Origin of the sequence: Kocuria palustris (assembly GCF_007666205.1) — a bacterium.
GTDB lineage: Bacteria > Actinomycetota > Actinomycetes > Actinomycetales > Micrococcaceae > Kocuria > Kocuria palustris_A.
The window spans coordinates 56,447-76,560 of record NZ_VDOR01000004.1; the positions used below are offsets into that span (position 1 = coordinate 56,447).

A 20,114-nucleotide genomic window follows, 5' to 3' on the forward strand; every position below is an offset into this window, starting at 1 on the left:
CCACGGTGCCTGCCGACCAGCGCCGACGCGCGACGGAGCGTCGGCTGAACCTCATGCTCGCGCTGCTGTACCGCGAACGGGGCTACACCCGCGCGGAGCTGCGCGAGGTCGTGCCCGACTACCAGGAGGCCACGACCGACGGCGGCTTCGAGCGGATGTTCGAGCGCGACAAGCAGGAGCTGCGCGCCCTGGGCTTCCCGATCGAGGAGGTGCCGGAGTCGCTGCTCTTCGAGGACGATGCGACCTTCCGGTACCGGATCCCGCGCGGCTCGTTCACCCTGCCCCCGCTGCGCTTCACGGCGGAGGAGACCGCCGTGCTCGGCCTGGCCGCCAACGCCTGGACCGAGGCCTCGCTGGGCACGGTGGCCCGGCGCGCGCTGCGCAAGCTCGAGCCCGTCCTGGAGGCCTCGGCCGTCCAGGACGAGCCGGCGCCCATGATCCAGCCGACCGTGACCGTCCAGGAGCCTGCGTTCGCCCCGCTCATGGAGGCCGTCCTGCGCCACCGCCAGGTGCGCTTCGACTACCTGGCGGCCTCCACGGACGAGCAGACCCGACGCCGGCTCGAGCCGTGGGGCGTGGGCTCGCGGTTCGGCTCGTGGTACGTCACGGGCTGGGATCTCGATCGCCGGGCCGAGCGCACGTTCCGGCTCTCGCGCATCGTCTCGGAGGTCCGTGCCACCGCGCACACGTTCGACCCGCCGGCCGGGTTCTCCATGAACGACCGGCTCGACGCCCTCGAGGCCGCCCCGGCCCTGGGGTGCGTGAGCGTGGACATCGCCCCCGGCCGCGGCCAGATGCTGCGGCGCATGGCCTCCGCAGAGTCGCTCGGCGCCGGCAGCGGCGGGCGGGACCGGCTGCTCGTGCCCGTCACGGAGCCCGAGCGCGTGGCCGAGGAGGTCGCCGCCGTGGGCCCCGACGCCTTCATGCCCCCCGCTCAGGACGCCGACCTCCCCGAGGCGGACCCGCTGGACGTCGAGCTCGAGGCGATGGACCCGATCGAGGCGCTGCTGCAGCCGGAGCGGCCGGAGCCGGGCCTGCAGACGCGCGTGCGCTCGAGCGTGCTGCGCCGGCTGCGAGGGGCCGCCGAGTTCCAGCAGCGGCTGCGCGGCGTCCGGGTCGACTGGGACCAGCCCTCCCGCCGCTCCCGCCGCACCTCGACGTCGTCCTCGGAGCACCTGTCCCGCCTGCTGGAGATCGTGCGCTTCGTCTACGGCCACCAGGGCGCGGACGTCGAGGAGGTGGCCCGGCACGTCGAGGTCGACGTCGACCAGGTGGTCGAGGACCTCGGCCTGCTCTTCGTCTGCGGCCGCCCCGGGCACACCCCGGACCAGCTCATCGAGGCCTCGTGGGACGGCGGGCCCGTCAACGTCTCGAACGCCGACGAGATCTCGGACCCCGTGCGCCTGACGCAGCCCGAGGCGGCCTCGCTGCTGATCGGGCTGCAGACCCTGCGCTCCCTTCCCGGCGAGCAGACCCCGGCGATCGACTCCGCGCTGCGCAAGGTGGCCGAGGCCGCCGGCGAGCCCGCGACCGTGGTGGATGCGGTCGGCGCCCGCGCGGACACCGCGCTGGCCGCGGCCTCCCTCGAGGCGGCCGGCCGGCCGGAGGAGCTCGAGCCCCTGCCGTCGATCACCGCCTGGAGCGCGGCCCAGGATCCGATCGACTCGCTCGTGGACCTGGTGCGCGGGGCGATCGACGGCCGCCGCCGCGTGCGCATCCAGTACATCGTCGCCTCGCGCGACGAGGTCACCGAGCGCGAGATCGATCCGCTGCACCTCACGTCGTCGAACACCTACTGGTACGTGATCGCGTGGTGCACCCGCGCGCAGGCCCTGCGCGAGTTCCGCCTGGACCGCGTGCGCTCGGCGCTGGTGGTCGGCGACGCCGACGGCCACGAGGACCTCGCCTCCCGCCCGCGGCCGCGGCCGCGGGATCCCGCCCTGTCGGCGGAGACGGAGATCGCCCTGGTCACCGACCGCCGCAGCCGCTGGATCGCGGATCAGTACCGCGCGACCCGCATGGCCGTCGTCGAGCTGCCGCCGGCCGCCTCCGAGCAGGCGGCGGCCGGGGGCTCCGCGCAGCCCGAGGAGGCCCCGGCCGCGGTGCGCGGGCGCTCGTCCGCCCACGTGCCCGTCGAGTTCGAGGCCGCCCAGATCTCGTTCACCACGGCGGAGCAGGCGTTCTCCCTGGTGACGCGGTTCGGCGGCCAGCTCGGCGCCCTGGCCCCGCCGCCGGTCGTGGAGGCCGGGGAACTCTGGGTGAACACTGCCATGGCCCCCTACCTCGATTCGGGCGACGAGCAGTCCCCGGGGATAGGGTGAGCGCCGTGTCCTGGTGGATGTGGGTGGTGCTCTGGAGCGCCGTCGTGGGGATCTCCGCCATCGTGCTGGGGATCCTGGCCTGGACGGTCTGGCGCCGGTTCGCGGGCGCCGCGCGCGAGCTGGGGGAGCTCGGTGCGACCGTTGAGCTCATCGAGGCCCGGTCGCGGCAGGCCGCCGAGCAGCGCGCCGCCCGGGCCGGCCGCCCGCGCGGGACGGACGTGTTCACCCCGTGGGGCGAGGCCCGGCTGAAGTATCGTGAGGACAGTCACCGACGACGCTCCGAGCGCATGGCGCGACGGGCGCGCAGAGGTCAGCCGCAGCGGGTCCAGGACCTGCAGACGGCACGAGGAAAGGAACACCGCAATGGGTAGGCTCTTCGACAATCCGATGTTCATCGTGTTGATCCTGCTGGTCATCATCCTGCTCTTCGGCGCGCCCAAGCTGCCGGGCATGGCCCGCAGCCTCGGGCAGTCGATGCGGATCTTCAAGTCCGAGGTCAAGGAGATGAAGGACGACGACAAGGGCGGCAAGGCCTCCCGCGGCGAGAACGAGTCCACGATCGTCGACGGCGAGACCGTCCGCGACTCGGGCGACCGCCGCTCGAACGGCTCGACCGCCGCCGACGGCGCGGCCCCGGCCGCCTCGGACTCCGACGGCACCGTCCGATGATGCGGGGGCCGGGCGCCCCCTCCGATGATCGCCGGGCCGAAGTCCTGAAGGGCTCCGGCCCGGCTCGCGTGCCGTCGACGCCGCCGTCCGGCGGCCACCAGGGAGACGCAGGATGACCGAGAAGCAGCCGGGGAAGACCGCGGCCCGGGCCGACAGGAAGGCCCAGCGCCGGGTCCGCAGCCGCCGCATGAACCCGCAGGCGCAGATGGCGCTCACGGAGCACCTGCGCGAGCTGCGCAACCGCGTGATCAAGTCCGCGATCGCCGTGGTGCTCGGCATGGTCGTGGGCTTCGTGGTCTACAACCCGTTCATGGCCTACATCACCGAGCCGCTGACCGCCGTGGCCGCGGCCCAGGGCCAGGAGGCGGCCGTCAACTACAACTCGGTCGGCGGGCCCTTCAACCAGATGGTCCAGGTCGCCATGACGCTGGGCATCATCATCTCCAGCCCCGTCTGGCTCTACCAGATCTGGGCGTTCATCATGCCGGCGCTGCAGAAGAAGGAGAAGCGCTACGCCTACGGCTTCGTGCTCGCGGCCGTCCCGCTCTTCCTGGCCGGCTGCGCCGTGGCGGTGCTGGTGCTGCCGACCGCCGTGGTCGCGCTGACGTCGTTCACCCCGTCGGGCGGCACCAACCTGATCGGCGCCGACGTCTACGTCACGTTCTTCATGCAGCTGATCCTGACGTTCGGCATCTCCTTCGTGCTGCCGGTCCTGCTCGTGGGCCTGAACATGGTGGGGATCCTCAAGGGGCGCACGATCCTGCGGTCGTGGCGCTGGGTCGTGATCATCGTGCTGATCATCTCGGCCATGGCCGCGCCCGGGCCGGACATGATGACCATGTTCTACCTGGCGATCCCGCTGCTGCTGCTGTTCTTCATCGCCGTCGCGATCTGCCTGCTGCTCGATCGCCGCCGGGCCCGGCGGGCGGCCGCCCGGGAGACCCAGACCGAGCTCTCGGCCGACAGCGCGACCTCGGCCGATGAGCTCGACGCCGTGGGCGGCTCCGGCCGGGCCGGCGGCCCCGTGGACCTGGCGGCCACGTCGGAGGAGGAGCTCCGGAGGCTGGGCGGACCCGAGCCGGGACGCTGAGCCGGGCCGCCGAGCCGGAGTCCGGTCCGGGCCCCGTCCCGTCCGACGGCCCCGGCTCCCGAAGGCCGGCCAGGGCTGTCGGTGCTGCGACGTAGGGTGGAGCCATGCCCAGTCCAGCCGAGCGATACATGGCAGCCAAGGCCCGCACCGCGCAGGCCCGGACCCACCGCAGCCGCTTCGCCCGGAGCCTGGACTTCGAGCTCGACGACTTCCAGCTCGAAGGCTGCCAGGCCCTCGAGGAGGGCCGCGGGGTCCTGGTCGCAGCGCCCACCGGCGCCGGCAAGACCGTGGTGGGGGAGTTCGCGGTCGACCTGGCCCTGCATCGCGGTCAAAAGGCCTTCTACACCACGCCCATCAAGGCGCTGAGCAACCAGAAGCACTCCGACTTCGTGCGCCGCTTCGGCGCCGAGCGCGTGGGCCTGCTCACCGGCGACACCTCGATCAACTCCGAGGCCGACGTCGTCGTGATGACCACCGAGGTCCTGCGCAACATGCTCTACGCGGATTCGCCCACACTGGCGAACCTGGGCTTCGTCGTCATGGACGAGGTCCACTACCTGGCCGACCGCTTCCGCGGCGCGGTGTGGGAGGAGGTCATCATCCACCTCCCGCCGCACGTGCAGATGGCCTGCCTCTCTGCCACGGTCTCGAACGCCGAGGAGTTCGGCGACTGGCTCGGCACGGTCCGCGGCGACACCGATGTGGTGGTCTCCGAGCACCGCCCCGTGCCGCTGTGGCAGCACATGCAGGTCGGCCACGAGCTCATGGACCTGTTCGTGACCGACACCGTCGAGCAGGCCGCGGAGAAGGCCGAGCGCCTCGAGCGCGCCCGGGAGTCGGGGGAGCAGGCGCGCATCGAGCCTCCCGCGGTGAATCCCGAGCTGCTGCACCTGGCCCGCTCCGGATCCGCCGGGCGCCGCGGCCCTGGCGGGCGATCCCGCGATCGGCTCCGGCAGTCCTCGGGACGCGGCGGCAGAGGAGGCGGGCGCGGCAAGGGGGGCCGCGGCAGGGGCGGCCACGACGACCGCCGGCACGGCTCGGAGCGCGACAGCGGCCCCTCGTCGATCCCGCGGATCACCCGCCCTCACCTGCTGCGCCGGATGCAGAGCGAGGGCCTGCTCCCGGCGATCACCTTCATCTTCTCCCGTGCCGGGTGCGACGACGCCGTCACCCAGTGCCTGGCCGCGGACCTGCAGCTGACGGACGAGGCGGAGCGGCGCACCATCCGCGCCGTGACGGCCGAGGCCGCGGCCTCCCTCAACGACGCCGATCTCGACGTCCTGGGCTTCCACGAGTGGCGCCAGGGCCTGCTGCACGGGGTTGCCGCCCATCACGCCGGGCTGCTGCCCCTGTTCAAGGAGGTCGTCGAGGAGCTGTTCGCCCAGGGGCTCATCAAGGCGGTCTTCGCGACCGAGACCCTGGCCCTGGGCATCAACATGCCGGCCCGCTCGGTCGTGCTGGAGCGGCTGGACAAGTTCAACGGCGAGTCCCGCGTGGACATCACGCCGGGGGAGTACACCCAGCTCACGGGCCGCGCCGGCCGCCGCGGGATCGACGTCGAGGGCCACGCCGTCGTGCTGTGGCGCCCGGGGACGGATCCGCAGGCCGTGGCGGGCCTGGCCTCCAAGCGCACGTACCCGCTGAACTCGAGCTTCCGCCCGACCTACAACATGTCGGTCAACCTGATCGCGCAGTTCGGGGCCCAGCGCACGCGCGGGATCCTCGAGTCGTCCTTCGCGCAGTTCCAGGCCGACCGCTCGGTCGTCGGCCTGGCCCGGGAGGTGCGGCGGAACCAGGAGGCCCTGGCCGGCTACGAGGAGGCCATGACCTGCCACCTCGGCGACTTCACCGAGTACGCACGCCTGCGCCGCGAGCTCAAGGACACGGAGAAGTCCGCCGACAAGGCCCGCTCCCACGCCCGCCGCACGGAGGCGGCCTCGTCGCTGCAGGATCTGCTGCCCGGCGACGTGGTCGACATTCCCCAGGGACGCAGCCGGGGCTACGCCGTCGTGGTGTCCCCGGATCCGCACTCGCCGCAGCCCCGGCCGTCGATCGTCACGCACGACGCGCATCTGCGCAGGCTGGGCCCCCAGGATCTCGAGGGGCCGCTGCGTCCCGTCTCCCGGATCCGCCTGCCCAAGCGGATCGCGGTGTCCTCCGTCAAGGAGCGGCGGAATCTCAGCAGCGCCATGCACGCGGCTCTGCGCGACGGCGTCCCTCCGCGGACAGGCAGCGGCGGGGATCAGCCGCGCTTCGCCCGCGGCGGCTCCGGCTCCGAGGCGCGGATCGCCGAGCTGCGCCGACGGCTGCGCGAGCACCCGTGCCACGGCTGCAGCGACCGCGAGCAGCACGCGCGCTGGGCCGAGCGCTGGCACCGGCTCCGGCGCGACACCGACCGCCTCATGCGGCAGCTCGACGGCCGCACCAACGCCGTGGCCGCCACCTTCGACCGCATCACGGCGGTGCTGCACGCCCTGGACTACCTGGAGCTGCGCGACGACGAGCTGCGCCCGACCCCCGCGGGCCAGACGCTGCGGCGCATCTACGGCGACCGGGACCTGCTGCTGGCCATGGGGCTGCGCGACGGCATCCTGGAGGGCCTGGACCCCGCCTCGATCGCGGCTGTCGCCACGATCTTCACGTATCAGGCCAAGCGGCAGGACGCCGGAGCCAGGCCGCGGCTGCCCTCGGCGCGGATCGAGCAGGCCGTGGCCGCCGCGGTCACCCACTGGGCGCGGCTGACGGATCTCGAGGAGCAGCACCGCGTCGAGCAGACCGCCGAGCCCGAGCTGGGCATGGTCGGGCCCATGCACCGCTGGGCCCGCGGCGCATCGCTGCGGGCCACGATCGAGGACACCGAGCTCGCCGCCGGCGACTTCGTGCGCTGGACCAAGCAGGTCATCGACCTGCTGGACCAGGTGGCCTCGATCCGCAGCCTCAGCCCGCAGACGCGCACCGGCTGCCAGCGCGCCGTCGACCTCATCCGCCGCGGCGTCGTCGTCCAGTCCGTGCTGGAGGACCCCGAGCCCTGAGCGCCGCCCTGCGCACCGGGACGCCGCCGTCCCACGCACCCGAGCCCCTGAAGGAGCACCATGACCGCTGACACCGCGGCACCTCGCATCGACCGCTCGCCCGCGGACGGGCCCGTCCTGTATCGCCGCGGCTCGGTCTACACCACGGTGGACCCGGGAGCCTCCGCCCTGATCGCGGAGGGATCGCAGGTCGTCTGGGTCGGCTCCGAGCAGGCCGCCGACTCCCTGCAGGACGACCGCATGAGGGTCGTCGAGCTCGACGGCCGGCTGATCACCCCGGCGTTCGTGGACAGCTCGGTCGATCTGCGCCGGGCGGGCTCGCCGGCCCGGGCCGCGAGCCTCGGTCTGGGCGCCCTCGTGCACACGGCCGCCGCGGCGGCCGAGGACGAGGGACTGCAGGAGTGGATCGAGGCCGCCCGCTCCGGGACCGGCCCCCGGATCCTGCTGTGGCCGACCCTCGCCTCCCCGGCGGCCGACGACGGCTCCGCCGGCGACGCGGACGTCGAGACCGCGGTGGCCGAGCTGCGCGCCGCATGCGAGGACGTCCCGCTGGTGGGCCTGCGTCGCCAGATCGGCGAAGGCCGGTCCGCGGAGGCGGCCGGATTCGCCGCATCCGCCGGCCGGGCAGGTCTGCATCCCGCCCTGGCCGTCTCCGATCGCGCCGGCCTGGCGGCCGCCCTCGAGGGCCTCGAGTCCATCGCGGCGGCCGAGGGCGAGCGCGCCGTGCACGCACTGGGCGTCCGGATCGATCTGATCGGCGCCGTGGACCTGGCGGGAGCCGATCTCGAGCGGATCGCCGCCTGTGCGGCGACCGTGTGCCTGGATCCCTCCTCGCAGGCTCCGGTCGCGGAGCTCTACCGGCAGGGGATCCCGGTCGTGTGGGGCACCGGCGGTGCGGCGCTCGACGGCTGGGAGGCCGTGCGCAGCCTGATGCGCCATCCGGACCCGCAGCAGCGCATCTCGGCGCGCGCCGCATTCGTCGCGGCCACCCGCGGTGCCTGGCGGGCTCTGGGGGGCGGGCATCCGCTGGCCGGGCAGCTGGCCTCGGGCACACCGGCCACCTATGCGGTGTGGGAGGTCGAGGCGCTCATGGTCCAGCAGGCCGAGGGGACGGGGGCCTCGTGGAGCACCGATCCGCGGGCGCGCACCCCGCTGCTGCCCGCCCTCGAGGACGAGGCCGCACCGCGCTGCACGCAGACCGTGGTCGACGGCCGCAGCCTGCCGACAGCCTGAGGCGTCCTCGTCTCCCAGGCACTCGCCAGGGGAGCGGGTCCCGTCAATGCCGTCGCCCGTGATCCGGGCATGGCAGAGTCGGGGGCAGCGGTCCTCCGATCGCATCCCCGTCGGCGCGCCCTCGACCTGTTGGTGCGGTGCCGGGGCCGGATTAGACTCACTGCTCCGCACCGATCGCGCAGCGCTCCCGGCGCTGACTCGGCGGCCGCAGCGACGCGGCCGGGCTCCGGTCGATGCGGGAGCAGCCCGCGGGCTGATCCTCGATGTCCTGCTCGAAGCTCCACGGCGAAAGGATGCGCGCAGCGTGCGTTCCCTCATCATCATCCCCACCTACAACGAGCGCGAGTCGCTGCCGACCGTCATGGACCGGCTGCGCCGCGCCGTTCCGCAGGGCGACGTCCTGGTCGTGGACGACAACAGCCCCGACGGCACGGGCGACATGGCGGATCGGATGTCGGAGGCCGACTCGCAGATCCACGTCCTGCACCGCACCGAGAAGAACGGCCTGGGCCAGGCCTACATCGCCGGCTTCACCTGGGGCCTGGAGCACGGCTACGAGATCCTCGTCGAGATGGACGCCGACTGCTCGCACCAGCCGGAGGAGCTGCCCAAGCTGCTGCAGGCCGTGGAGAACGGGGCGGATCTGGCCATCGGCTCGCGCTACGTCCCCGGCGGCTCGACCGTGAACTGGCCGTGGATCCGCAAGTTCATCTCCCGCGGCGGCGGGATCTACGCCCGGTTCTTCCTGGGCTCGAACATCCGCGACATCACCGCCGGCTACCGCGCCTTCCGCGCCGAGACGCTCCAGGCCATCGACTTCCAGTCGGTCACCTCGCGCGGCTACTGCTTCCAGATCGACCTGGGCTGGCGCACGGAGCTGGCCGGCCTGCAGGTCGTCGAGGTCCCGATCACGTTCGTCGAGCGGGCCGAGGGCGACTCCAAGATGAGCGCCGACATCACCCGCGAGGCGATCGTCAACGTGGCCAAGTGGGGCCTGACCGCCCGCGCCAAGGTGCTGCGCGACAAGGCCCAGGGCGTGCTCGGCCGCTGACCCGGCCCCGAGCTCGGTGTGTGCGCCCGGCGCGGGCGTCCGCCGATGCCGGTGCGGCGCCGGTGCCGGCACCGGGAGGCGACATGACGAAGGGCCGCTCCCTGCAGGGGAGCGGCCCTTCCGCGGTCCTGTCCGGACGCCGATCGGGCTGCGGCTCGCGCTCGGCTGCCCGGAGCTCGGCCGACCCGCGCCGAGCCGTCAGATGCGCGCCGTGATCACAGCGCGTGCTGCTCGCGGTAGTAGTCGATGCGCTGCTGGAGGATCTCCTCGAGCTCCTCGGTGCTGCGGCGCTCCATCAGCATGTCCCAGTGCGTGCGCTGATGCTTCTCATTGGGGTTCTCCGGCTTCTCGCCGTCGACGATGATGGCCTCCTGGCCCGTCTTGGTGTGCCAGACGGGCGGGACCTCCGCCTCCATGGCGAACGTGACGAAGACCGACTCGCCCTCGGGAGTGCGGTACTCCACGCGCTGCCGCGAGGCAGGCTCGACGCCGGCCTCCGACTCCATGGACTGCGAACCGAGGCGCATGCCGCGAAGGCTGCGATCGCTCATCGGGTGTTTCTCCTGTCGATGGGGACACGTGCTGCTGAAGGCGGCAACGCCGCGGGGCCCGAGTCTATTCCCGGACCCCTCGGCTGATGCCGCGGCGACCGTGCTCCGGCGCGTCCTGCGGACGGGCCACCCCCGTGGAATGCGGAGGAGGAGCACTGCCGAGCGCAGTCCTGGGCGGAGCCGGGCTCAGTGCTGCTGATCCCAGCCTCCGCCGTGCCCGGTGCCCGGGTCGGCATGTCGACCCGGGGCCTGCTGATCCTGACGCGGCCGGTCCTGCTGGTCGAAGGGCAGGTCCCGGCGCTCCGACGGCCCCGCCGGCGAGGAGCCGGCAGGGCCACCGTTCTGGGCGCCGCCCCCGCCGGAGCCGCCGCCGTCGCCCGGCAGCGGGGCATTGAGGTCCACCGGGGCGTTCGGGTCGATGGACTCGGGGCCGGGCACCTGGAACTCATCGGGATCCGTGAACGACTTGGAGGGATTCAGGTCCTCATCGGTGACCTTGACCAGGCCCTCGTCGTCCTTCGCCTGGCGGCGCGCCTCGGCCTCCCGCTGGTCCTCGTCCTCCATGACCTCGCCCCAGTCCGGACCGGAGTCGGGGTTGCCGAGGAACTCGCCCACGCCGCGCAGGGCGTCGCCGAGCTCGGCCGGGATCATCCAGACCTTGTTCGCGGAGCCCTCGGCCACCTTGGGCAGCGTCTGGATGTACTGGTAGGCGAGCAGCTTCTGGGTGGGCTTGGCCCGGTGGATCGAGTCGAAGACCTTCTGGATGGCCTGGGCCTCGCCGTCGGCGCGCAGGATCGCGGCCTTGGCGTCGCCCTCGGCGGAGAGCACGGAGGCCTGGCGCTGGCCCTCTGCCGTGAGGATCTGGGACTGCTTCTCGCCCTCGGCGGTCAGGATCGCGGCGCGGCGGTCGCGCTCGGCGCGCATCTGCTTCTCCATCGAGTCCTGGATCGATGCCGGGGGAGTGATCTCCTTGATGTCCACGCGCGAGACGCGCAGGCCCCAGCGCCCGGTCGTGGAGTCCAGGACACCGCGCAGCTCGGCATTGATCTTGTCGCGGGAGGTCAGCGTCTCCTCGAGGTTCAGGCCGCCGACCACGTTGCGCAGCGTGGCCGAGGTGAGCTCGTCGACGGCGTGGATGTAGTTGGTGATCTCGTAGGTCGCGGCCCGGGGGTCCGTGACCTGGAAGTAGACGACGGTGTCGATGCCCACCACCAGGTTGTCCTCGGTGATCACCGACTGCGCCGGGAAGGAGACGACCTGCTCGCGCAGATCGATCATGGGCAGCAGGCGGTCGATGAACGGCACCAGGATGTGCAGTCCGGGCGACAGCGTGGACTGGTACTTGCCGAGGCGCTCGACGATGCCTGCGCGGGCCTGCGGAATGATCCGCACCGCCTTCAGCAGGATCACGACGGCGACCACGACTAGGATGACCAGCAGGATGATCGTGGCGATCATGGGGCTCTCCTCGAGTGTCTCGGGGTCGGAGGAACAGGTGGGACCGCGGGGGAGCCGGGGATGCTCAGGCGCGGTCGAGGTCCGGGTCGCCCAGGGCGGGGGCCGAGCGATCGACGACGACGGCCGCGCCGTCGACGCGCTGGACGTAGACGGTCTCGCCCACGGGGATCTCGGGTCCGGAGGTGCGGGCGCTCCAGACGTCGCCGTGCAGCCGGACCAGGCCGGTGGCCGAGGAGACCGGCTCCAGGACGGTGCAGCTCGAGCCCGGGAGCCGGTCGGCGTTGGAGAGCCCCTCGCGGCCCGGCCCGCGCTGCATGCGCGCGATGAGGGGCGGGCGCACGACGAAGAGCAGCAGCAGCGAGACTCCGATGAAGACCACGATCTGCAGCGCCCAGCTCCCGCCGTCGAGTCCGGAGAAGGCGGCGGCGGCCACCGCGCCGATCGAGAGCATCAGGAACGTGAGATCGAGGGTCAGCACCTCGATCACGATCAGCACGGCCGCGACGATCAGCCACAGGATCCATCCATCGGCGGTCATCCAGTCGAGCATCGGGCGGCCCTTCGTCGTCGGCGGTCTGTGCCCCCATTGTGTCAGGGTTCGCATTTGAAAACCGGAGGGCGAGGTCGTGTGTCGCGGATCGCAGCGGCGGGACTCGCACGGTGAACGGGAATCATCTGCTGTTCATCTCGTGTTCACCTGACATAAGATCTGCTGACGCTCCTCGCGACGCGCCGCGCGTGGACGAGGGCAGGCGAGCTCGTCGTCCGGGACCGCAGGAGCAGCAGGCCCGCAAGAGACACAAGAAGCAGGAGAGTCCGTGAAGATCATCGCACCCATCGCCGCATCGGCCGTCGGCGCCGGCGTCACGGGGGCTGCGGCCGGTCTTCTTGCGCTCACCACGGCTCAGGCCCACCTGCCGGCTCTCATGGCGCGGGCCATGAGGCCGATCCCGGACCTGCAGCACAAGCGCGTCCTGCTGTGCACGGGGGAGGCGGATCCCCGCACGCGGGGCACCGCTCAGGACGAGGCCCAGCAGTGGCGCCGGGCCATCGAGGCGGAGCACGAGATCTCCGTGGTCCTGGTGGACCTGCGCACCGGCCCGCGCCCGACGGCCCGTCAGCGGGCCCGCGCGCAGCAGCTGGCCGAGTCCGTCCCGTCGGATCGTCGTCGGGAGTTCGCGATCGACGATCCCGCGGGGCGCACGGTGATCAGGACTCGGGGGAGTCGGGGTCCTGCGGCTGGTCCCCGATGATCTGGCCCAGGGGGTCGACGCGCGGCGGGCGCAGGATGCTGCGCGAGACATTGCGGTACTCGTAGCGCCCGAGCAGCTTGGCGGCCTCTTCGTCCTCGAGGTCGTAGGCGTGCGCGAGCATGCGGACGTTCTCCGTGTAGAAGGCGTGGAGCTTGTCCACGCCCTTCAGGAACTCGATTTCCTTGCTCATGGTGGATGCGGCCTCTCAGGCGGTGGCGGTCTGGGGTCCGTGAGGCTCGGCCCACAGCGGATCGTGTCCACCGTAGTCCGTCCCGCCGGGAAACTCGCGTCCTGCGGCGGGCATCACCTGGTCGTCGCCGGGCATCGGCTGCACTGCGCCTGCGGCATCCGGGACGCGGACGTCCACACCGTCGGTGCCATGCGGCGGACCGAGGGGCGACGAGCCGCGCAACAGGAGTGTCGACCTCGTCCTTCGAAAGCCGATAATCTACATTATGTAAAGTCGAGTGCTCCGAGCGGCGGGATGCGCCCGCGAGGGGCCTCCTCCGCGGGCCCGCGGAGCGCAGCTTGCGGCGGTCGCGCCGGGCCCTCCGAGCACCGCTGCGTGGTGAGCGCGCGACGACCGGCAGCGTACGGACTCGCGGCCCCTCAGCCCCGTTCGGGTCCGAGGCGGCGCCGTCCGCCCGCGGTGCGCCGGGCCGTGAAGCCGACGCTCTGCCATCGGCGCGAGATATGCGGCGCAGCGGTCCGTCCGGATTCCGATATCCACCCGTAGACACCCCGCGGCATTGTCCGCGGATCGCGACGCGATCCCCTGAGCGGAGGCTCTGCGGTATTGTCGGTGAATGCCGTGAGGGCGATTCGTCGTCGGCGCAGCCTCTCCGCGGGAGGCATGGCAGAGCGCATCGTCGCTCCACGTCAGAAAGGGTTCGTGCCCCGCGGGCGCCGCGGCGCAGCGGCGGGCCGCGACCTCTTGGTCGGCGGGTTCGCTGATTCCGTGTCGTAGTAGATAAATAGAACGACACGATCCGAAGAATCGCCGCTGCGATGCCGACAGCACGGCGGAGCGGAATGCCTCCGAGCTCCCTCCTTCGCATCGGAAGGGAATTCCGAGTGAATGCGGCTCGCTCCCCTGCCTGCCCGCGCCGGACACCCTCCCTTCGATAGTATGTTCGAGTCGCCGATCGGTGGGTGCTCCCCTGCTCGACTCCCCCGGGATCGGCACCTCCCTCTCCCCGCCCACCGAAGGACGGCCGTTCCATGGCTCTGCCTCCCCCGCCCGTCGAGATCCCGCTGCGGGAGGCCGTGCAGCGCTTCCTCGCCTCGGTGGAGCGTCGTGCGCGGGTCCAGTCCCTCTCCGCGGCCACGGCCAAGAACTACCGTGTGGATCTCGAGCGCTTCCTGGAGCTGCTCCCCCGGGCGGAGGAGCACACGGCGGAGTCGGTCACCGGCGAGGACGTGGACGAGGCGCTGCTGATCTTCGCGGGCACCGCGGATCATCGGCGCAAGCCGCGCGCCGGGGAGGAGATCGACGACGCCCGTCGCCGCATGGCCGTCACGGCGAGGGAGGCCAAGTCGGCCGGCTCGACCCTGCGGATGCGGCGCTCGCTCTCCCGGTTCTTCGCCTACTGCGTCGAGCAGTCGTGGGCCACGATCTCGCCCATGGGCGCCTCCGAGCTGACCCCGCAGGCGGAGGACCCGCTGCGGGTGGAGCGCACGTCCCTGGACATCGAGGAGGCGCAGGCGCTGCTGCGCCACGGCCCCGGCACCGAGGCGACCAACCGGCACCGGGACCGGGACGCCATCGCCCTGGGGCTGATGATGGTCGTGGGGCTGCGCGCCGGGGAGATCGTGCGCCTGGATGCGGACCATCACTCCCCCGCCGGCCCCGGCGGACCCGCCCGACTCGTGGTCTACGGCAAGGGCCGCAGCACGCGCACGGTGCCGATCGCCGCTTGGATCGACGAGCTCATCTCGTCGTACCGGGCTCGCCTGGGCCCCGAAGCACCGGCGCCGCTGCTGCTGTCTGCCACGGGGCGCCGTCTGGCCGTGCGGGACATCGAGCGCCTGCTCGAGCGCGCCGTCCAGCGCACCCGGGCCGCCGACCCGCGCCGCGCCCGCGGCGTCGTCCCGCACGGGCTGCGGCACACGGCCGCGACCCTCATGCTGGCTGACGGCTGGGACGTCAAGGTCGTCGCCCGGCTGCTCGGGCACAGCTCCGTGTCCACCACGAGCCGCTACCTCGACGAGCTGCCCGGCGAGCTCTCGGCCGCGATCGACGCCCATCCCCTGCACCCCTGACGCGGAGGACGGCGGCCCCGACCCCCGGTCAGGGATCGGGGCCGCCGTCGCAGCCGACGCTGCCCTCGCAGCGCCGCAGCCTTCCGCGGGAGGGATCGGCTCAGACCAGCCGGCCGGTTCCGGGGAAGCGCTCCCACACGCGGTGGCGGGTCAGCGCGTCCTGGACTCCCGAGAGGACCTCCCGGGGCGACTCGCCCACGGTGACGCCGGCGCCGTCGGCCAGTCCCAGCGCCCCCAGGGTGTCGATGCCCGTGCCCCAGGCGCCGACGGGCTTGGCCTGGCGCCAGACCTCCTGCAGCAGCAGGCTGGCCCGCGGGTCCACCTCGTCCGGGCCGGGCGCGGCCGCCTTGGCGTCCAGCCCCTGGTGGGCGTCCGGGCCGGGCAGGGGGCCGGAGGCCACCAGGAGCGCATCGAACTCGACCGAGCGGGCCGTCAGCAGCGTGCGCTGGGCGACCACGCCCTCGGCCACGGCTCCCCCGGTCGGGGCGATCACCAGCGGCACCATGCCTGCCTCGTCGATCTCGCGCACGAGCTGGGCCAGGGCCGCGCCGTCGACGCTCTGGCCGACGACGATGCCGATCTGGCGGCCGTCGACCGGCCATGTCCTCCCGACCTGCGACAGCGCAGCGGAAGCGCGGACGTCCTCGGCGGGCGGCACGGTCGGCTCGGGCTCGGGCAGGCCGAGGCCCTCGGCGACGGCGCGGCCCAGAGCAGGATCGATGGCCGCCAGGTGCCGCACTTGGCGCAGGCGCACGTTCTCGTCCCAGCACTTGCCGAGCTCGAACGTGTAGGCCTGCGCCGTGTGCTCGCGCTCGACCTCGCTCAGCGACAGCCAGAACAGGCGGGCCTGGCTGAAGTGGTCGTCGAAGGACTGCGGCCGGCGGCGCTCCTTGACCGAGGCCTCGACGGGCTGGGGGACGTCGATGAACGGGCGCTGCGCCTCGGGGGTCTCGAACGGGTTGCCCCCGTCCAGCGAGTTCGGGCGATAGGGCGCCGCACCCGAGTGCACCGCGGACTGGTGCATGCCGTCGCGCAGCATGTCGTTGACGGGCGCATGCGGGCGGTTGATCGGCAGCTGCGTCCAGTTCGGCCCGCCCAGCCGGGTGATCTGCGTGTCCAGGTAGGAGAACAGGCGTCCCTGCAGCAGCGGGTCGTCGGTGACGTCGATGCCCGGCACCAGGTTGTTCGGGTTGAAGGCCACCTGCTCGGTCTCGGCGAAGAAGTTCGACGGGTTGGCGTCGAGCGTCATGAGCCCGACCGGCTGCACCGGCGCCAGCTCCTCCGGGACGAACTTGGTGGGATCCAGCAGGTCGATGCCCTCGAAGGTCTGCTCCGGCGTGTCCGGGAAGACCTGCACGCCGAGCTCCCACTGGGGGTGGGCTCCGGCCTCGATCGCGTCGGCGAGGTCGCGGCGATGCATGTCCGGGTCGGCTCCGTTGATCAGCTGGGCCTCCTCCCACAGCACCGAGTGGACCCCCAGCTTCGGCTTCCAATGGAACTTGACCAGAGAGGTGGCGCCGTCCGCGGCCACCAGGCGGAAGGTGTGGATGCCGAAGCCCTCCATCATCCGCAGCGAGCGCGGGATGCCGCGATCGGCCATGTTCCACAGCGTGTGGTGCTGAGCCTCGGTGTGCAGCGAGACGAAGTCCCAGAAGGTGTCGTGGGCCGACTGCGCCTGCGGGATCTCCCGGTCGGGCTGCGGCTTGGCCGCGTGCACCACGTCAGGGAACTTGATCGGGTCCTGGATGAAGAAGACCGGGATGTTGTTGCCCACCAGGTCCCACGTGCCCTCGTCCGTGTAGAACTTCGTGGCGAAGCCGCGGGTGTCGCGGGCCAGGTCGCCCGAGCCCCGGGAGCCCAGGACGGTGGAGAACCGCACGAACACCGGGGTCCGCCTGCCCTCGGCGAAGACGCCGGCGGCACTGAGCCCGGACGCGGTCCCGTAGGACTCGAAGACGCCGTGGGCGCCGGATCCGCGGGCGTGGACCACGCGCTCGGGGATCCGCTCGTGGTCGAAGTGGGAGAGCTTCTCCCGGAAGTGATGGTCCTGCAGCAGGATCGGCCCGCGGGGGCCGGCCTTGAGGGCCTGCTCGGAGCTGCGCAGCCGCGCCCCGTGGGCGGTCGTGAGGAACTCCCCCTGCTGGGCGCGGTCGGCGGGCTCGGCCCCGGTCTGCGCGCCGGTGGCGGTGCGAGCCTGCGGCGCGGCCTGATCGGGCTTGGGCGGCAGCGGGCCGCGGGGCTGGACGGGCTCCTCGACGGGAGCGGCCTCCGAGCCCGGGACGCCGGGGACCTGCGGAATCTGGGAATCATGATCTGACACGACGGATCTCCTCTGTCGTACTGCGCTGGTCGGCACGTGCTCATCCACCTGCCATGCCTCTGTGTATCCCGGATCGGGACGGATCATAAGGAGGCTGTCCACGCGTTCAGCAGACCCACAGCAGCCCGTAATGTGATGTGCCTCACATATGACAGGCCCCAGTGGTCTTCCCGGCGCATTCATGCCACTATTGAGAAGTAGTCAGATTAAGCGAGACGAACAGGAGCGGAACCCGGCATGTCACTGATCAACACCCAGATCCTCCCCTTCACCACTCAGGCCTTCCACAACGGAGAGTTCGTCGAGGTCAGCCAGGACGACGTCCTGGGCAAGTGGGCCGTCTTCTTCTTCTACCCCGGTGACTTCACCTTCGTGTGCCCCACCGAGCTCGGCGATCTGGCCGATCACTACGAGCAGCTCCAGGAGATGGGCGTCGAGGTCTACTCGGTGTCGACCGACTCGCACTTCGTGCACAAGGCCTGGCAGGAGACCTCCGAGCACGTCGGCAAGGTCCGCTACTACATGCTCGGCGACTCCACGGGCGACATCACCCGCAACTTCCAGAACATGCGCGAGGGCGCCGGCCAGGCCGACCGCGCGACGTTCCTGGTGGATCCCGAGGGCACCATCCAGTACATCGAGCAGACCGCCGAGGGCATCGGCCGCGACGCCTCGGAGCTGCTGCGCAAGGTCAAGGCCGCCCAGTACGTGGCGGCCCACCCGGGCGAGGTCTGCCCCGCCAAGTGGGAAGAGGGCGAGGACACGATGACCCCGGGCATCGACCTCGTGGGCAAGATCTGATCCAGCCCGACCCTTCGCCGCGAGCCGTCCTCGACGACGAGCCCGGCAGCGCACGACGGCGGGCCGGCACGCGCCGGCCCGCCGTCGTCGCATCCCAGCGGATCCCGCAGGCGCCCCGCGCCGGGCGCTGCGCATCCGAGCACCGACACAGCACAGGAGCAGACATGGCCAAGACCCTTCTGGACGAGAACCTCACCGGGCAGCTCCGGCAGCTCATGCCCCGGATCACCGAGGAGGTCGAGCTGATCTCCTCGCTGGACGACCGCGACGCCTCCGCCGACCTCGAGAAGCTGCTCGACGACATCGCCGCGCTCTCGGACAAGGTCACCGTGCGCCGCGACGACGGCGCCCACGAGCGCCGCCCGTCGTTCACGATCTCCCGCAAGGGCACGGACGTCGCCGTCACCTTCTCCGGGATCCCCATGGGCCACGAGTTCACGTCGCTCGTGCTGGCCCTGCTGCAGGTGGGCGGCAATCCCATCAAGGAGGAGCAGGAGCTCATCGACCAGGTCGCCGACCTCGACGGCGACTACGAGTTCACGACCTACATGTCCCTGTCGTGCCAGAACTGCCCCACCGTGGTCCAGGCGCTGAACACCATGGCGGTCATCAACCCCCGCATCAAGCACACCGCCGTCGAGGGGTCGCTGTTCCAGGACGAGGTCGAGGAGCAGGGCATCATGTCCGTGCCCACGATCCACCTCAACGGCGAGCACTTCGGCCAGGGCCGCACGACGATCGAGGAGTTCGTCGCCCGCCTGGACAGCGGCGCGGAGGCCAAGGCCGCGGCCAAGCTCAACGAGAAGGACCCGTACGAGGTCCTGGTCGTCGGCCAGGGCCCGGCCGGCGCGTCATCCGCGATCTACGTCGCGCGCAAGGGCATCACCACGGGTCTCGTGGGCGAGCGCTTCGGCGGTCAGGTGCTGGACACCATGGCCATCGAGAACTTCATCTCGGTCCCCTACACCGAGGGCCCCAAGTTCGCCGCGGCGCTCGAGCAGCACGTGGGCTCGTACGAGGTCGACGTGGTCAAGGCGCAGAGCGCCACCGAGCTGATCCCCGCCGAGGAGGAGGGCGGCCTGCACACCGTGAAGTTCGGCGAGGAGGCCGCGCTGCAGGCCCGGGAGATCGTCCTGGCCACCGGTGCCAACTGGCGCCTGATGGGCGTCCCGGGCGAGTCCGAGTACCGCAACAAGGGTGTCTCCTTCTGCCCGCACTGCGACGGCCCGCTGTTCAAGGGCCAGGACATCGCCGTGATCGGCGGGGGCAACTCGGGCATCGAGGCCGCGATCGACCTGGCCGGCGTGACGAACCACGTGACGGTGCTGGAGTTCCTCGAGGAATGCCGCGCCGACGACGTCCTGATGGAGAAGCTGCGCTCGCTGGACAACGTCGACGTCATCACCAATGCGGCCACGACCGAGGTCATCGGCGACGGCAAGCAGGTCACCGGCCTGGCCTACATGGACCGCACGACCGATCAGACGCACGAGCTCGAGCTCTCGGGGCTGTTCGTGCAGATCGGCCTCATGCCGAACACCGGCTGGCTGCGCACCAGCGGCGTGGAGCTCACCCAGCGCGGCGAGATCGTGGTGGACGAGCACGGCGCCACGAACATCCCCGGGGTGTTCGCGGCCGGCGACTGCACCGCGATCCCGTTCAAGCAGATCGTGGTCGCGCAGGGCGCGGGGGCCACGGCCGGTCTCTCGGCCTGGGAGCACCTGATCCGCACCAAGGCGGCCGTGCCGGCCTGATCCCGGGTCCCTGCTCCGGACGCCTGGCCGCCAGGCGTCATCCTGCGGCCCGGGCGGCACCGGATCGCCGTCTGCGCCCCTGACGCGGCGCTGCCAGGAGCGCATCCCGCACGACGACGGGCCGATCAGCACTCGCTGATCGGCCCGTCGTCGCGCGCGTGCAGGGCTCGAGCGGACTGGCGGCCCTGCTGCGTGGAACCTGCGGCCACTGCCAGAGCGCGGTCGAAGGGCCGCCATACGCTGAAGGCGCCGAGGGAGGGCCGCCGAGGGACGGACGGACTCCACCGGCGTCGGCCGGGCATCCGCCGCGGCCGCTCAG

16 protein-coding genes are annotated in these 20,114 nt (G+C 72.0%); 11 read left to right on the forward strand and 5 right to left on the reverse strand.

What is annotated here, in order from left to right:
- The first annotated feature begins 5 nt into the window (after positions 1-5).
- The 7 genes from FSY66_RS06115 to FSY66_RS06145 all read left to right on the forward strand — a co-directional run bounded on the left by FSY66_RS06115 (position 6) and on the right by FSY66_RS06145 (position 9,396).
- Complete coding sequence (locus FSY66_RS06115; protein WP_260853517.1) at positions 6-2,321, forward strand: WYL domain-containing transcriptional regulator; 2,316 nt, start codon at positions 6-8, stop codon at positions 2,319-2,321.
- Positions 2,318-2,692, forward strand: a complete 375-nt coding sequence (locus FSY66_RS06120) for a hypothetical protein (RefSeq protein WP_144792313.1) — start codon at positions 2,318-2,320, stop codon at positions 2,690-2,692. Before FSY66_RS06115 ends, FSY66_RS06120 begins: the two co-directional genes overlap by 4 nt.
- Positions 2,685-2,990, forward strand: a complete 306-nt coding sequence (tatA, locus tag FSY66_RS06125; RefSeq protein ID WP_144792315.1) for a Sec-independent protein translocase subunit TatA — start codon at positions 2,685-2,687, stop codon at positions 2,988-2,990. Before FSY66_RS06120 ends, tatA begins: the two co-directional genes overlap by 8 nt.
- A 112-nt stretch (positions 2,991-3,102) precedes the next feature.
- A complete protein-coding gene (tatC, locus tag FSY66_RS06130; protein ID WP_144792318.1) occupies positions 3,103-4,080 on the forward strand; it encodes a twin-arginine translocase subunit TatC in 978 nt (325 codons plus the stop codon).
- A 104-nt stretch (positions 4,081-4,184) separates the two neighbouring features.
- Entirely contained in the window at positions 4,185-7,112 is a 2,928-nt protein-coding gene (locus FSY66_RS06135) for a DEAD/DEAH box helicase (RefSeq protein ID WP_144792320.1), read from the forward strand.
- A 60-nt stretch (positions 7,113-7,172) separates the two neighbouring features.
- The gene (locus FSY66_RS06140; protein WP_144792322.1) at positions 7,173-8,345 is read left to right on the forward strand and encodes a hypothetical protein; all 1,173 of its coding nucleotides are present in this window, start codon (positions 7,173-7,175) and stop codon (positions 8,343-8,345) included.
- A 304-nt stretch (positions 8,346-8,649) separates the two neighbouring features.
- On the forward strand, positions 8,650-9,396 hold the full coding sequence (locus FSY66_RS06145; protein ID WP_144792324.1) for a polyprenol monophosphomannose synthase: 747 nt from the start codon (positions 8,650-8,652) through the stop codon (positions 9,394-9,396).
- Between the two features lie 215 nt (positions 9,397-9,611).
- On the opposite strand, the gene FSY66_RS06150 is transcribed toward FSY66_RS06145, so the two are convergent.
- The 3 genes from FSY66_RS06150 to FSY66_RS06160 form a co-directional block, all read right to left on the reverse strand.
- Positions 9,612-9,947: an RNA polymerase-binding protein RbpA gene (locus tag FSY66_RS06150; RefSeq protein WP_144792326.1), complete on the reverse strand. Its 336-nt coding sequence runs from the start codon at positions 9,945-9,947 to the stop codon at positions 9,612-9,614.
- Positions 9,948-10,133: 186 nt separating this feature from the next.
- Complete coding sequence (locus FSY66_RS06155) at positions 10,134-11,405, reverse strand: SPFH domain-containing protein (RefSeq protein ID WP_144792328.1); 1,272 nt, start codon at positions 11,403-11,405, stop codon at positions 10,134-10,136.
- Positions 11,406-11,469: 64 nt separating this feature from the next.
- Complete coding sequence (locus FSY66_RS06160) at positions 11,470-11,943, reverse strand: NfeD family protein (protein ID WP_186304459.1); 474 nt, start codon at positions 11,941-11,943, stop codon at positions 11,470-11,472.
- A 280-nt stretch (positions 11,944-12,223) separates the two neighbouring features.
- On the opposite strand from FSY66_RS06160, the gene FSY66_RS06165 reads away from it, so the two are divergent.
- Positions 12,224-12,658: a hypothetical protein gene (locus FSY66_RS06165; protein ID WP_144792332.1), complete on the forward strand. Its 435-nt coding sequence runs from the start codon at positions 12,224-12,226 to the stop codon at positions 12,656-12,658.
- On the opposite strand, the gene FSY66_RS06170 is transcribed toward FSY66_RS06165, so the two are convergent.
- Entirely contained in the window at positions 12,615-12,848 is a 234-nt protein-coding gene (locus tag FSY66_RS06170) for a hypothetical protein (RefSeq protein ID WP_144792334.1), read from the reverse strand. The two genes, FSY66_RS06165 and FSY66_RS06170, sit on opposite strands and share 44 nt — an antisense overlap.
- 1,031 nt (positions 12,849-13,879) lie before the next feature.
- Here FSY66_RS06170 and FSY66_RS06175 point away from each other — a divergent pair.
- Positions 13,880-14,920, forward strand: coding sequence for a tyrosine-type recombinase/integrase (locus FSY66_RS06175; RefSeq protein WP_144792336.1), 1,041 nt, complete (start codon positions 13,880-13,882; stop codon positions 14,918-14,920).
- A 100-nt stretch (positions 14,921-15,020) separates the two neighbouring features.
- Here the strand turns inward: FSY66_RS06175 and FSY66_RS06180 are convergent, their stop codons facing one another.
- Positions 15,021-17,240: a catalase gene (locus FSY66_RS06180; RefSeq protein WP_144792338.1), complete on the reverse strand. Its 2,220-nt coding sequence runs from the start codon at positions 17,238-17,240 to the stop codon at positions 15,021-15,023.
- Positions 17,241-17,477: 237 nt separating this feature from the next.
- Between FSY66_RS06180 and ahpC the strand changes: the two genes are divergently transcribed.
- Both ahpC and ahpF read left to right on the forward strand, forming a co-directional pair.
- On the forward strand, positions 17,478-18,041 hold the full coding sequence (gene ahpC, locus FSY66_RS06185; RefSeq protein ID WP_144792340.1) for an alkyl hydroperoxide reductase subunit C: 564 nt from the start codon (positions 17,478-17,480) through the stop codon (positions 18,039-18,041).
- Positions 18,042-18,205: 164 nt separating this feature from the next.
- Positions 18,206-19,795, forward strand: a complete 1,590-nt coding sequence (ahpF, locus tag FSY66_RS06190) for an alkyl hydroperoxide reductase subunit F (protein WP_144792342.1) — start codon at positions 18,206-18,208, stop codon at positions 19,793-19,795.
- Positions 19,796-20,114 lie beyond the last annotated feature (319 nt).